General features: G+C 63.9%; 14 protein-coding genes. 2 read left to right on the top strand and 12 right to left on the bottom strand.

Translation table 11 applies throughout. From position 1 onward, the window contains the following. Positions 1–232 precede the first annotated feature (232 nt). Positions 233–826 carry a LysE family translocator gene (locus WS91_RS30375; RefSeq protein WP_197422297.1) on the bottom strand — a complete coding sequence of 198 codons (594 nt, stop codon included), beginning with the start codon at positions 824–826 and terminating at the stop codon, positions 233–235. Between the two features lie 93 nt (positions 827–919). Here WS91_RS30375 and WS91_RS30380 point away from each other — a divergent pair, with 93 nt between their 5' ends. Further along, positions 920–1,774, top strand: coding sequence for an AraC family transcriptional regulator (locus WS91_RS30380; protein WP_038748103.1), 855 nt, complete (start codon positions 920–922; stop codon positions 1,772–1,774). Between the two features lie 752 nt (positions 1,775–2,526). Further along, the gene (locus WS91_RS30385) at positions 2,527–3,558 is read left to right on the top strand and encodes a helix-turn-helix transcriptional regulator (RefSeq protein WP_038748101.1); all 1,032 of its coding nucleotides are present in this window, start codon (positions 2,527–2,529) and stop codon (positions 3,556–3,558) included. Positions 3,559–3,634: 76 nt separating this feature from the next. On the opposite strand, the gene WS91_RS30390 is transcribed toward WS91_RS30385, so the two are convergent. The 11 genes from WS91_RS30390 to WS91_RS30440 form a co-directional block, all read right to left on the bottom strand. Then, complete coding sequence (locus WS91_RS30390) at positions 3,635–4,237, bottom strand: LysE family translocator (protein ID WP_059581226.1); 603 nt, start codon at positions 4,235–4,237, stop codon at positions 3,635–3,637. Positions 4,238–4,274: 37 nt separating this feature from the next. Continuing rightward, on the bottom strand, positions 4,275–4,682 hold the full coding sequence (locus tag WS91_RS30395) for a cupin domain-containing protein (protein ID WP_059644618.1): 408 nt from the start codon (positions 4,680–4,682) through the stop codon (positions 4,275–4,277). A 48-nt stretch (positions 4,683–4,730) separates the two neighbouring features. Next, a complete protein-coding gene (gene dmpG, locus WS91_RS30400) occupies positions 4,731–5,774 on the bottom strand; it encodes a 4-hydroxy-2-oxovalerate aldolase (RefSeq protein ID WP_059671609.1) in 1,044 nt (347 codons plus the stop codon). Further along, positions 5,771–6,664: an acetaldehyde dehydrogenase (acetylating) gene (locus tag WS91_RS30405; protein WP_038748095.1), complete on the bottom strand. Its 894-nt coding sequence runs from the start codon at positions 6,662–6,664 to the stop codon at positions 5,771–5,773. The genes dmpG and WS91_RS30405 overlap by 4 nt, the downstream gene beginning before the upstream one ends. Further along, positions 6,661–7,503, bottom strand: a complete 843-nt coding sequence (locus WS91_RS30410; protein ID WP_059671610.1) for a thioesterase II family protein — start codon at positions 7,501–7,503, stop codon at positions 6,661–6,663. The genes WS91_RS30405 and WS91_RS30410 overlap by 4 nt, the downstream gene beginning before the upstream one ends. Then, positions 7,500–8,444, bottom strand: a complete 945-nt coding sequence (locus WS91_RS30415; RefSeq protein WP_038748091.1) for a branched-chain amino acid transaminase — start codon at positions 8,442–8,444, stop codon at positions 7,500–7,502. Before WS91_RS30415 ends, WS91_RS30410 begins: the two co-directional genes overlap by 4 nt. A gap of 14 nt (positions 8,445–8,458) precedes the next feature. Further along, a complete protein-coding gene (locus WS91_RS30420) occupies positions 8,459–9,142 on the bottom strand; it encodes an RraA family protein (RefSeq protein WP_059671611.1) in 684 nt (227 codons plus the stop codon). Between the two features lie 7 nt (positions 9,143–9,149). After that, positions 9,150–9,932: a thioesterase II family protein gene (locus WS91_RS30425; RefSeq protein ID WP_059671612.1), complete on the bottom strand. Its 783-nt coding sequence runs from the start codon at positions 9,930–9,932 to the stop codon at positions 9,150–9,152. 18 nt (positions 9,933–9,950) lie between these two features. After that, positions 9,951–10,856 (bottom strand): chlorinating enzyme, encoded by a 906-nt coding sequence (locus WS91_RS30430; protein ID WP_059581219.1) that lies wholly within the window; start codon positions 10,854–10,856, stop codon positions 9,951–9,953. Between the two features lie 94 nt (positions 10,857–10,950). Continuing rightward, a complete protein-coding gene (locus tag WS91_RS30435; RefSeq protein WP_038748080.1) occupies positions 10,951–11,211 on the bottom strand; it encodes an acyl carrier protein in 261 nt (86 codons plus the stop codon). Then, entirely contained in the window at positions 11,208–12,797 is a 1,590-nt protein-coding gene (locus tag WS91_RS30440) for an amino acid adenylation domain-containing protein (RefSeq protein WP_059581216.1), read from the bottom strand. Before WS91_RS30440 ends, WS91_RS30435 begins: the two co-directional genes overlap by 4 nt. Positions 12,798–13,286 lie beyond the last annotated feature (489 nt).

Consider the following 13,286-nt stretch of genomic DNA (forward strand, 5'->3'; position numbering starts at 1 on the left):
CGAAGACGCTCCGCACCGATGCCCAAGCCGACGGGCATCGGCATCGCATCGCGATAGCGCCCGCACCCTTCCGATGCCAACGGGCCGCCTGATCGAATGCGCGCGCCGACGGCGCAAATCTCATACCGCCGACGGCGAACAGCGGATCGGCTCCAACGCCGAATCGGCCGCTCCAACCGAGCCGAGACGAAAACGAAGAGCCGCAATCAATAACGCCCCCAAGGCAATTACTTCATTCGAATAGCGCAATCAGCGAAACAAGCACCAATATCGCCGCCAAGGAAACATTGATGATGCGGGACGCAACCGGATCGTGCAGGAAACGGGACAACGACACGCCTGCCAGCAGCCAGCCGAGATGGATAACGATGATCATCACGCTCAGCAGGGCAATTTTGGCGGCAGCATCCAGGCCATAGTTGCTGGCAACGAGCGTCGTCCCTGCAAACACCGCGCCGATCGCGATGTACGCCTTCGGATTGGCGACGGCCAAAAGGAAGCCGCCCTTGAACGCGGGAGACGAGACGTCTCCTTTGCGCGCGTCGAGCGGTGGCGCAGTCGCAATCTTGTACGCAAGATAGAGAATGTAGACAGCGGAAATGATGTTGAGCATCCTCGCGCCGTTCGGCATCGACATCACGAAAGCCGTCACGCCCGTCGACACGAGAAGCAGCACGGCGACCGTGCCGGAAATGAGGCCCCAAGCATATTTGAGCGACCTGCGCACCCCGTAGGACGCGCCCATCGCCGTCGCACTGACCGTCGACGGCCCGGGGCTGCCCATCACCACGGTCGCCGCAAGGAGCAGGGCCAGAAGTGAGCGCAACATATCCGAAACTAGATCGACTTGGTTTACCATCGTGGCTCCAATGCACCATTTTTTGAACAGGTAGCTTATGGAAGCGCCACGGAGGCTGTCTTGAACGATTGTGCACGCGACACCGCGCCCGACAGGAACCACATTCGGATCGGATCCGGCGCCACGGGCATCGAGCGCGCAGAGGCGCACTTCCTCGATCACGCGTTCACGCCCCATCGTCACGACACGTACGCGATCGGCATCACGCTCTCGGGCGTGCAGACCTTCCGCTATCTCGGCGAAACCCACCACTGCCTGCCGGGGCAGTGCCATATCCTTCACCCGGACGAACTGCACGACGGCCGCGCGGGAACCGACGAAGGCTTCGGCTACCGGATCGTCTACGTTGACCCCGCGCTCGTCCAGGAAGCCCTTGGCGGACGCATGCTTCCGTTCGTCCGCTCACCGATCGTTCAGGCGCCCGCCGTCGCCGAAGGACTCGCAGCCGGCGTCTGGAACCTGGACGAGGAAATCGACAACCTGTCCCGCTTCGACATCGCCGTCGCCGTCGCGAACCTGCTGACGGCCGCCGCCGCGAACAGCGGCGCGCCCAAGACCGGCACGCTCGCCGTGGCCGAATTGACGCGCATACGCGATATCATCGCGTCCCGCCCGCACACGGCGATCTCGATGGACGCGCTCGAACACGCCTCGGGGCTCGACCGCTGGACAATCGCCCGCCAGTTCCGCACGCTGTTCGGCACGAGCCCGAGCCGCTTTCGCACTCAACGGCAGCTCAATCTCGTGCGCAAACTGTTGATGGAAGGCGAATCGCTGTCGACCTCGTCCACCGACGCGGGCTTCTCCGATCAAAGCCATATGTCGCGGCACTTCAAGAGCACTTACGGCATCACGCCGGGTTCGTGGATTTCCGCGGTCCGCGGCCGGCGCTCGCAGCACCAGGCAGACCACTAAAGACATTCGACCACCCGGCGGCGGCCGAACACCCCTCGCCCCGCCTCTTCCGACCGCCGCATCCGCCCACCAGGTGGATGCGGACGTCCTCGTCCGAGCGCTTGCGCGCACGCGCGGCCCATCCGGCCGCGCTCGACATTCGGCGCGCCGTCGGCGGCATATCCGCCTGGCTTCGCATAAACCAACCAGCGAGACAAACGTTGCGAACCGCTCGTTACTCGACATCCATCGCGCTGGCGCATCTCGATGACGGCAGCCAACGCCGTTCGAGCTCACGCCATCGGAACGCATGGCCGGCGAAATCGCGTGCCGGCACATATGGGGATCGTGTCGCCAGAGAGACGATAGGGACTCGTCCGTCGATGATTGAGTGCACAACCATCCATTCACGTCGAGACGGGAACCGCACGCATCGCCGGAAGAATCGCCTCGTCGAATCTCGATGTGCATCTGCGGATCGAATGGTCATCTAGGAATTTTCCGATTCGATTTCCATCGATTTTATTGGCCACCAAAAAAACTAAATTTACAAATCTCAAATTACTCATTCAGAGCGATACAAGTAATTAAAAGTTTGTATTGCCAACCAATCTATAGTCGCAGTAAGTTAAAGGACATAATTCGGCATATGCCTCCGACCCCGCACACCGCGAGCAATTTCCCGTCGCGCCCGTCGCCATCAGCTCGGCGCTCCGGTAGGTCGCGGCGAATCGTCATGAAGTTCGGAATCCTCGAAGCACGGCCTGGCGCGTATGGCTCGAAATCGCACCGTATTTCCTATCGAACACGCGCGAATGGACGTCACCCAGGAACGCAACGGCGTTGTCGGCGACAAACAGATATCGCTCAGGATATGTGGCGACGCGGCCCAAGGATACTTGCTCGAGCGACATCACGCGGCGCCGCGCCAGCCATCGTTCGTGCAACGTCTGGATTTATTCGACGGCGCGACCGTTACGTCGTTCATCGAACACGATCCTTATTCGGTGGAGCTCGAAAGTCTATATCGAGCAGTCGTTGGCGTTCCCGAAAACACCGTGGAATCCACCGAATACAAGGCGATTCAACCCGAATTCGCGTCTGAATGCGTCAGCGAAAGCGGTTTACTGACTGTAATGCGCAACACAGCCGCCGAATGTGGCGCAACAAACTGTTTTTACCATTACTTCAGAATCGACGAGAAAACCGGAAACTTGAAGAACCATGAATTATTAATCGGCGGAACGCCCGTTTGGGCACACCGTTATGTGCATCGCCATTGGTATCTGAACGATCCCGCCATCGCGCATGCACGCAACGACACGCGCCCGCTGCGTGCGTCAACGCTCGCAACGCTGCCGTCCGATCATTGGCTGAATCAGCAGACGCAATTGCTCGGCCTGGCCAGCAACGTGTTCTTTCCTGCACACCGCCGCGACGACGACACGATCGGTTTGTTGCACGTCAGTTCGTCGCTGCCGCCCGCGCAAGGCGAAGAAATCATCTGGCGCAACCGGCGAACGCTGCGCGGACTAGCGACCGAGATGCTCGAATGGAAAGTCACGGCGCAGCGCCAGATGCTTGCCCGAGAAATGTCGCTGAGCCGTCGCGAACTCGTCGCGTTGCGGCTCGTCGGCCGGGGCGGCAACGCGCGCCACGTCGCCGAGGAACTACAGCTCGACGAACATGCGGTCTATCAGCTGTTCACGTCGATCAACAAGAAGATGAATAGCAGCCACATCAAGACGAGCGCGAACAAGGCGAAGCAGCTCGGTTTCCTGGCGGAGGGCTACATCTCCGAATGAACGGGGCGCGGCGCACGGCCCGCCCGTCTCTCCCATCGTCGATGGCCGCTCGCGGGCCGCCCGCCCGCGAGCGGATTCAGCGCCCCAACACCGAATACGCGAGCGATCCAGAAAACGTCGCGAGCACGAGCGACGCGCAGCGCATGAACGTCGACGTATGCGCGGCCCACGAGCGCTGCGACGTCAGCAGCCCGCCCAGGCTCGACCAGCCGACGCCGATCGGCGCGAGCACGATCAGGAACACGACGACCGCCCATCCGAAGTAGCTGAGCGACCGGAACGCTTCTAGCGGAAACATCGTGCTCGCGAACAGCAGTGCCTTCGGGTTCATCAGCGTCGCGACGAACAGGTCCGCGAAACTGATCGGCCCCGCGGTCAGCTCGTGCAGCGCGCGGCTCTTCGTCCACATCTTGACCGCGAGCCACAGGATGTACGCGGCGCTCAGCAGCTTGATCGCGCCGAAGAGCCAGGGCCGGCTCGCCGCCACCGACAGCAGGAAGAACCCCCATAGCGAGATCGCGACGACATAGCCCAGCGCCTCCGCGATCACGAGGTGCCAGGTGCCGCGCAGGCCGGCCTTCAGGCCCGACGACAGCAGCAGCGTGTTCGTCGGCCCCGGCACGATCAGCACGAGCGACACGTATAACGACATCTTGAGCAATGCATCCTGGATGAGCACGGCGCCTCCTCGGTTCGTCGGCTTCGATGGTGGTCGTTCATCGGCCGGCCGCCGGCGCGGACGAAGCCGCGGCCGGTGCGCCGGCGAAGTAGCGATTGCCGTCCGGCGCGAGCCAGTCGGCCCGCGGCGGCGTAAACACGTCGAGATCGACCGCGTCCTCGAGACACAACGCGTTGTGCGGCACGTTCGCCGGAAGATGCAGGATCTCGCCGGGCCCCACCTCGACCTCGTGCTCGAGGCGCTCGCCGTAACGGAACAGCAGGCGTCCTTCGAGGATGTAGGTGAACTGCTCGTTCGGATGCGAATGCGTTCCGACGAACGCGCCTTTCTTCAGGAACAGCTTCGCCAGCGTCAGCGCGTCGCCCGAGACGACCTGACGCTCGATCCGATCGGTCAGCACTTCGCGCTCGACTCGATCCCATGCACCGAAACCTCGTTCGTTCAAACCTGTCACGATTCCCTCCTCGTCCGATCGTGTGAAATGCGTCCGCGCTCACGCGGACAGCTCGCGAATCCGCACGCCGTCGCTCGCGCGCTGCACGTCCCGCTCGCGCGCGAGACGGCTCGCCTCCTCGACGATGATGTCTTCCTGGCCAGCGACGAGCTTGCGTTCCGCGAGCCGCTTGTACAGATCGAACTCGTTGACGCCGAACTCCTGCGCCGCCTTCTGGATGTGCGGCACATAGCCGGAAAAGAGGCCGTACAGGCCGCTCGCGATGTTCGCCGGCTGGATGTGCGGCGTCTTCGGATTCAGGAAAGCCTCGGTGCTGCGCGCGAGCGTCATCACGCGCTCGAACGTCGTTCGCGCGCCGTGCCCTTCGCGTTCCATCGCGGCGACGAGCGTCTCGAGCTGCGTGTTGCCCGCGCCCGCGCCGAAGCCTTTCACGCAGGCATCGACGATGCGCGCGCCTGCCTCGAGCGCGACGAGGCTGTTCGCGACCGCGAGCCCGAGATTGTTGTGCGCGTGAAAGCCGACGTCGATATCGAGGCCGTCGACGAGGCGCTCGACCTTCGCGCGCACGAGCGACGGCGTCGAGTAGCCGGCGCTGTCCATCAGCACGACCGCCTGCGCGCCGTAACGCTCCATCAGCCTCGCTTGCGCGAGCAGCACGTCGGGCGGCGCCATGTGCGACATCATCAGCACACCGAACGCTGTGCGGCCCGCGTGTCGCGTCTGCTCGATGAAGCGCGCGGACACGTTCGCTTCGGTGCAATGCGTCGCGACGCGCACGACGTCGACGCCGATCTCGAGCGCGAGCGCGATGTCCGCCGCCTTGCCGAGCCCGGGAATGAAATGCACGCCGAGCCGGCTCGTGCGCAGCGCGGCGCGCGCGGTCTCGAGCATCAGGCGATCGCCGATGGGCGTCTGTCCGAGCAGGCACGACGAACCGCCGAGACCGTTGCCGTGCCCGACTTCGACGACGTCGATGCCGGCCTCGTCGGCCGCGCGCGCATACGCATGAATCTGCGCAGCGCTCAGTTGATGGCGAATCGCGTGATTGCCGTCGCGCAAGGTCGCATCGCTGATCAGTATCATTGTGTGGCTCCTTGTCTGGCGGTTGCATGTCGATGCGAGGCGACCGCGAGCGCCGCGCAATTGATGATGTCCAGATTGCCCGCGTACTCGGGCAGGTAGTCGCCGCGCCCGCGCACCGTCAGGCCGATCGTGATCCTGCCCTGGCTTTCGAGCGGTTCGACGACAAGCCGATAGCCGGGCACGTATTCGCGAACCTTCTCGACCATGCCGGCGACGCACGCACGCACCCGATCGAAATCGCGATAGCGCGCGTACGCATAGAGCGTGGTCTGCATCCGCACGCCGGGCTCGGCGGGATTGATGTTGAGGATCGCCTTCGTCTTCTTCGCACCGCTGAATTTCGCGAGCGCGTATTCGGTCGTCGTCATGTATTCGTCGATGTTCTCGCGCGTCGCGATGCCGGCGCTGCGCGACGCGATCGCCGACACCACCTCCAGGTATTCGATCTCGTCGACCGCCTGCTTCAGTGCGTACGCAAGCGGCAGGCTCGCCTGCCCGCCGCAGGTGATGAGGTTCACGTTCTGCTCGGCGCCCATGTCGTCCAGATTGATGCACGGCACGCACAGGCGGCCGAGCTTCGCGGGCGTCAGGTCGATCACGAACTTGCCCGCGTCCGAGAAGAAGCGATTGTTGATTTTGTGCGCGGCGGCCGACGTCGCGTCGAACACGAGGTCGTACGCCCCCTCGTTCTCCTTCAGGAAGTCGAGACCGTCGCTCGACGTCTCGACGTTGCAGCTGCGCGCGAGCTTGAGTCCGTCGCTCTGCGCATTACGCCCGACGACGAACCTCAGATCGAATTGTTCGGATGCCTTCACTTTGAACATCAGATCGAGCCCGATGCTGCCCGACCCGAGGATCGCCACGCGCGTGCGAGATGATTTGTTCTTCATATGCCGCTCTCCTCCGTCAAATGACGCATGCGCGCCGCAGAACCGCGCATGCCGCTTTGCACACCCGCCGCTTCGCGTGCGAGCAAACGCTCCAGCTCGCGGCCGATTTCGCCGAGCACGCCCTCTTCTTCGCCGTGCATGAAGAAATGGCCGCCCGAAAAACCGACATAGCGCGCGGCTCCGCTCGTCTCGGCGAGCCAGCCCGACAGCCCGGCGTCGCTCACGAGGCCGTCGTTCGAGCCGTGCAGCACGAGCAGCGGGCAATCGAGCGGCGGCGCTTCGACGTATCGGTACGTCGCGGAGATCGTCAGATCCGCCCGCAGCCGGGGCAGCCACAGGTCGCGCAGCGCCGGATCGGCGATCAGCGCGTCGGGCGTGCCGTTGTAGTCGCGCACCGCGGCGATGAACGCATCGTCGGGCAGCGTCTGAATGCCCGCGTCCCGCCAGCGAAAACGCGGCGCGCTGCGGCCCGACGCGACGAACAGCGAAGGCTTGGCGAAGCCACGCGTGCGCAGCAGGCGTGCGAGGTCGAATGCGATCAGCGCGCCCATGCTGTGGCCGAAGAACGCGTACGGCAGATCGAGCAGCGGCGGCACGACCTCCGCGAGCGCCGCGACGATCGGCTCGGCGTCCTCGATCAGCGGCTCGCCCAGGCGATACTCGCGGCCGGGCAGTTGCACCGCGACCACTTCGACCCAGTCGGGCAAGCCGCGCGGCCAGGTCCGAAAGATCGACGCGGTCGCGCCCGCGTAGTGAAAGCAGAAGAGCCGTACGCGCGCATCCCGCGCCGCGTGGACGATCAGCCACGGCGAAGCGGCCGCCGATTCGCGCGCGCTCATGACCGCGCTCCGTCGCGCGCCGGCACCGGCACGGGCGTAAGCCAGTTCCATTTGTCCGCGTGCGTGCCACGCACGATGCCGAAGTACTGATCCTGGATCGCCTTCGTCACGGGGCCGCGCTTGCCACCGCCGACGAACATCCTGTCGACCGAGCGCACCGGACAGATCTCGACCGCGGTGCCGGTGAAGAAGATCTCGTCGGCGAGATAAAGCATCTCGCGCGGGATGCTCGTCTCGGTCACGGTGTAGCCGAGGTCGCGCGCGATCCGAATCACGCAATTGCGCGTGATGCCGCTCAGGATGCTGCTGCCGATCGACGGCGTGAAGATCTCGTTCTTGTAGACGAGGAACACGTTCTCGCCGCTGCCTTCGCTCACGAAACCGTTCGCGTCGAGCGCGATGCCCTCGCTCATCCCGTTCTCGTGCGCCTCCATCACGATCGCCTGGCCGTTGACGTACTGGCCGCCGATCTTCGCGAGCGTGCTCGCCGCGCCCGCGCCGTTGCGCCGCCAGCTGCTGACCTGCACGTCGACACCCTGCTCCAGCGCCTCGTCGCCGAGATACGCGCCCCACGGCATCGTCACGAGCAGCGCTTCGGCCGGGCATTGCCGCGCGTCGAGCCCGAGCGACTCGCCCGCGCCGCGATAGACGAGCGGCCGGATGTACGCGCTGCGCTGACCGTTCGCGCGCAGCGTCTCGACCGTCGCCTCCATCCACTGCCCGACGCTCATCGGCGATGGAATCCGCGCGACCTTGCAGCTGAACAGCAAGCGCTCGAAGTGCTCGCGGCCGCAGAGAATCGCCGCCTTCTCGCCGATCTCGTAGGCGCGCACGCCCTCGAACACGCTGGTTCCGTAATGCAGCGCATGGCTCATCACGTGCACCTGCGCACGCTCCCACGGCACCAGTTCGCCGTTCTTCCACACGTAGCTCGCTTTCATCGCTGTTGCGCTCCTCACATGACGTTGTATTGATTGAATGCGTCGACGACGCTGCGGCCTTCGACGATCGCGTCGCGAACCTTGCGTTCGAGCCGGTTCTTCGCGATCGCGCGGTTGATCACTTCCTGCTCCGCTTCGCGCGGAATCACGCAGACGCCGTCACCGTCGCCGAAGATCAGGTCGCCCGGCCGGATTCGCACGTGGCCAACGGTGATCGAACAGCGATAGTCGACGACGTTGTGGCGCCCCTGCAGCCCGTATGCGTACGTGCCGTGCGCGAACGCCGGCAGGTTCAGATCGGCAATCGCGTTCGCGTCGCGCACGTGCGCGTTCAACACGACACCCGCCGCACCGAGATTGCGCGCTCGCGTGACAAGCAGATCGCCGAGCCGCGCGACGGCCGTCGGGCCGCCGCTCGCGACGTAGACCTCGCCCTGACGCAACGCCTCGACCGATTCGAACAGCAGTCCAAACGGTTTCGCGTCATAACGCTTGAGACCGCCGTGCGGCACGGGCGGCTCGTCCTGCACGGGCATCGCGCGGCCGATCATCACCATGTCCCGCCGCAGCGGGCGGATCTCCGGCGGCAGCATCGGGTACGCGAACCCGAGCTGCTCCATCACGTCGCTGACGGGGCAGGTCGAGAGCTCGGCGCGCATCAGCGCGAACAGCTCGTCATCTGAATTCCACTGCGCCATTTGTCTGTCATCCGAGTAGAGTGGAGCTCGCATCGCTCAAGAGCGGCTCGAGCTCGCGGTTGATGTGGTCGAGTACCGACGCCTCTTCGTCGTGAATGAAGAAGTGGTCGCCGGCAAACCGGTAGCGTGCGAAGCTTTGCCGCGTCTCGCTCGCCCAGCGTGCGAGCCCGTCTTCGCGCACGAGGCCGTCGTGAACGCCGTGAAAGACGACGATCCGGCAATCGAGCGGCGCTTGTGGCTCGTAGCGGTACGTCTCGAACACGGCGCCGTCCGCGCGAATCCGCGGCAGCAGCAGCTCGAGCAGCGCCGGGTCCTGCAGAATCGCGTCGGGCGTGCCGTTGCAGCCGCGTAGCACTTCGACGAACTCGGCATCCGACAACCGATGCCGAATCACTTCCGGCTTCACGTCGGGCGCGTTCTGCGCGGACGCGATCAGAAGCCTCGGCTGCGGATATCCGCGAGCGCGCAGCACCCGCGCGACCTCGAAGCCGATCAGCGCACCCGTGCTGTGCCCGAAGAACGCAAACGGCCGGTCGAGCAGCGGAGCGAGCGCGTCGACGAGCGGAGACGCGACTTCGTCCATCGAGTGCAACAGCGGCTCGTTCAGCCGGTTCTCGCGGCCGGGCATCTGCACCGCGACAAGCTCGACGCCGTCCGGCAGCGACTCGACCCAGTTCCTGAAGATCGAGCCGCCGCTGCCCGCGTAGTGAAAGCAGAACAGCCGGATTCGTACATCGGGTTTCCGTTCGTCGGCGCCGAACAGGAACCAGCGGGCCTCGCATGCATTCATGTCGGCGCCTTCCTTCGCTTACGCGATCGCCGCAACTGCGGCGAGCGGCTTCGTCACGCGGTTATGGCCATAGCGGTCCTCGCCCGCCACCAGCACCGTCGAGTAGCGGTCGAGCGGCAGCACTTCGCCGAAGTGGTGGAACGACTCCTGGCCCGAATACACCTTCACGTGCGTCGGCACGAAGCGCGTCGCCCAGCCGAAACGCACCGAATCCTTGCTCGTGTTCGGATTCGAGCCATGCATGCAGCGCGACGTGAAGATGAAGAACTGGCCCGGCTTCACTTCCATGTGCACCGCGCGCGACTCGTCCGGCTTCCAGCTCGGATCGAGCTTCAGCTTCTCGTAGTCGTAGCCGTAGAAGCCTGATTTCTGGCCGTCGTCGAGCACGCGCTTGTTGAAGTTCTCCGGCTCGAACGGGATGTTGCGCTTCTCGTCGAAGAACCAGGTGCGGTGGCTGCCCGGCATCAGCTTCAGGCAGCCGTTCTCCTTCGTCGCCTCGCTCATCGCGATCCACGCGGTCAGCTCCCACGGCCGCCCTTCTTCCGCCGCCGTCGGCTCGAGCTTCTCGGTGCCTTCGAACTCCACGAAGCTCTCGGCCTGGTGCCAGTCGGTACCTTCGTCGCCCGGGTATTTCGGAAACCACTCGGTTCGCCAGCTCAGCACGTCCGGGCCGAGGATGCTCGAGATCCGATCGACGATCTTCGGATGACTAATGATCTGGTTCAGATCGGGCATGTCGAGATGACGGTCATAGTTGAGCCGGCTGTTCGGGAACGCCGCCTTCGTCGCATCGAGCAGGTCCATCCGCACTTCGTTCCAGACGCGGGTCATCTCCTCCGGTTCGTACAGCGTGAACGGGCCGGCGAAGCCGTTCTCGTAAAAAGATTTCTTTTCGGCTTCCGACATGTGAAAACGCTTTTGCATCTCAGTTCTCCTAAATATGGCGTAAAGAGCCATGTCTTGAAAAATCCGCTTGTCGCGGCCGCCGCTTTCGCGGCTCGTGAAACGCCCTCCGGAATCAGCCCGCGACCGGGGCCTCGGCGCCGCTGAGCTCGCGCAGTGCGTCGATTTCGCCGCTCAACGCCGCCACCGTCGAGCGCGTCTTGTCGAAAAACAGCCTCGGCGACGGCGCGACGCCCGTTTTCGCCTTGATCTGCTTCAGCACTTCGACGAGATTGAGCGAATTGCCGCCGATATCCAGAAAACGGGTATCGCCCGTCACCTTCTTGACGCCGATCACGCTCTCCAGAATCTGAATCAACATCGTTTCGGTCTTCATGGATTCACTTCCTCCTGGTTACTTTCATTGACGCGGTGTTGCAATATCGACAGAAGCGCTTTGCGATCCGTCTTTCCCGATGACAACTGCGGAAACTGCTCGAGAACCATGACGTGGCGAGGCACCATGTAGGCGGGAAGCTCCGCCGCGAGGCGCCGCCTGATTTCGTCGACCTTCGAATCGGCGTCGAGCGACGCGCCGCGCTCGAGCAGCACGCCCGCGGCAAGCAGCGTCTCGCCGTAGCGCGATTCGAGCAGCACGACCTCCGATCCATGCACGTGCGGCACGCCGTTGACGACCCGCTGGATTTCGCTCAGATGAATCCGGTAACCGCCGATCTTCACTTCGTTATCCTTGCGGCCCATGTAATACAGGCTGCCGTCGGCGAGATACGTGCAGACGTCGCCCGTTCGATAAAACGGCACGCCGTTCATGCGAACGAGCCGCGCCGCCGTCTCCTCGGGCAAGTTCCAATAGCCCTGCATGACCTGCGTGCCGCCGATCATCAGCTCGCCCGGCACACCCGGCGCCGTGATCCGCTCGCCGCGCTCGTCGGCGAGCAACGCCCTCACGTGCTCGAGCGGCTTGCCGATCGGATAGAGCGCGCGCCGCTCGGGCTCGACCTCTCGGATCACGTGCGCGACCGCCGCGCATGTGGCCTCGGTCGGACCGTACGCGTTGATCACCTGCACGCCCGCGTTTTTCTTCAGCCAGCGCTGGATCGTCTTCACGTCGGGCACGTCGGTGCCTGTAAGGATCGTCTTCAGGTGCGGCAGCGGCGCGGCTTCGAACGCGTCCGCCTGCGCGATCAGGCCGAGCATCATGCCCCACGCGGAGAAATGCGTGACGTCGTGCGCGCGGATCGCGTCGAACAGCAAGTCAGGCGCGTTCACGTCGTCGTGCACGTACAGCGACGCGCCCTGCGCGAGCGGAAACATCATGTCCATCAGATACACGTCGAAATGCAGCGGCGAAAAGCTCGCGCATCTCGATTGCGACGTGACGTCGTAGACGGCGCGCGTACCTTCGAAGAAATCCGCGATGCTGCGGTGGTTGATCAGCACGCCCTTCGGGCGGCCTGTCGAGCCGGAGGTGTAGATGCAATATGCGATCGCGGTTTCGTCGAACGGCGGCAGCGGCAACGGCTGCACGAGCGCGTCGAGCCGCGCCGAATCTGCGTCGGCGAGGAGCCGCTCGAGCTCGCTCAGCGGCAGGATCGGCGCGGCCGACGGCAACGCGTGCTCGAGCGCTTCGGTCAGATCTTCGTCGGCGATCACGAGCGCCGGCGCGACGTCGTGCAGGATGTATCGCAGGCGGTCCGTCGGCATGCGCGGATCGAGCGGCACGTGCACGCAGCCGGCCTTGAACACGCCGACGATCGCCGCGACGAGCAACGCGCGGCGGCTCGCGAGCATCACGACGCGATCTCCCGGGCGGCAGCCCAGATCCTGCAGGCGCATCGCGAAACGGGTGCTGAAGCTGTCGAGATCGGCGTAGCCGAGATCGCCGCGAGAATCGGACAACGCGCATTTATACGGCGTGGCGAACGCATGAGACTGGATTGCTTGAACGATGTGTCTGGCCATCTGAATGAATCCTCTTTGCGATGTCTCTTTACGGGCACCTTCGAGATTCAGGCGGCATTGCGCACCGGCTAACGGGCGAACGACCCTGCATGCGCGCTTGCGATGCACGTTCGTTCGCCGTCGACTACCGGCCCCTCGTCATTTGACTGCGTGCTGCTTTCTCTCAGACTGCTGGCTGCTTGTTCGAATCGTTCTGCCGCTGCACCGCCGATCCGCCGATGAAGCGGACGCGCCCGCACCCGGATGCAATGCTGGCGAGCGCACGTCGAACAGGCGGAATGCGCGTTGCTCGACGTCGGCTCGAATGCGTGTCGTTCGTCGCCGCATTCGTTGATTGATAGGCTAGATGAAATTCCCTGCGGAAATACTTAGATCACTTCCAGAATATGTCCGCACGATTTCAGCGCGATTCAAGAATAAGCTCCGAACCTGATATTTAAGCGTTTGTTGATGTATTTTTGGCTGCCTAAATAAATGGATGATTCAAAG

This window comes from Burkholderia sp. MSMB1498 (assembly GCF_001526245.1).
GTDB lineage: Bacteria > Pseudomonadota > Gammaproteobacteria > Burkholderiales > Burkholderiaceae > Burkholderia > Burkholderia savannae.

What these genes read in the sequence shown, in the direction of transcription:
- WS91_RS30405 (WP_038748095.1), bottom strand. Translation starts at nt 6,664, where the DNA reads ATGAAGAACAAATCATCTCGCACGCGCGTGGCGATCCTCGGGTCGGGC.
- WS91_RS30440 (WP_059581216.1), bottom strand. Translation starts at nt 12,797, where the DNA reads ATGGCCAGACACATCGTTCAAGCAATCCAGTCTCATGCGTTCGCCACG.
- WS91_RS30435 (WP_038748080.1), bottom strand. Translation starts at nt 11,211, where the DNA reads ATGAAGACCGAAACGATGTTGATTCAGATTCTGGAGAGCGTGATCGGC.
- WS91_RS30415 (WP_038748091.1), bottom strand. Translation starts at nt 8,444, where the DNA reads ATGAAAGCGAGCTACGTGTGGAAGAACGGCGAACTGGTGCCGTGGGAG.
- WS91_RS30420 (WP_059671611.1), bottom strand. Translation starts at nt 9,142, where the DNA reads ATGGCGCAGTGGAATTCAGATGACGAGCTGTTCGCGCTGATGCGCGCC.
- WS91_RS30410 (WP_059671610.1), bottom strand. Translation starts at nt 7,503, where the DNA reads ATGAGCGCGCGCGAATCGGCGGCCGCTTCGCCGTGGCTGATCGTCCAC.
- WS91_RS30385 (WP_038748101.1), top strand. Translation starts at nt 2,527, where the DNA reads ATGGCTCGAAATCGCACCGTATTTCCTATCGAACACGCGCGAATGGAC.
- dmpG (WP_059671609.1), bottom strand. Translation starts at nt 5,774, where the DNA reads ATGATACTGATCAGCGATGCGACCTTGCGCGACGGCAATCACGCGATT.
- WS91_RS30425 (WP_059671612.1), bottom strand. Translation starts at nt 9,932, where the DNA reads ATGAATGCATGCGAGGCCCGCTGGTTCCTGTTCGGCGCCGACGAACGG.
- WS91_RS30430 (WP_059581219.1), bottom strand. Translation starts at nt 10,856, where the DNA reads ATGCAAAAGCGTTTTCACATGTCGGAAGCCGAAAAGAAATCTTTTTAC.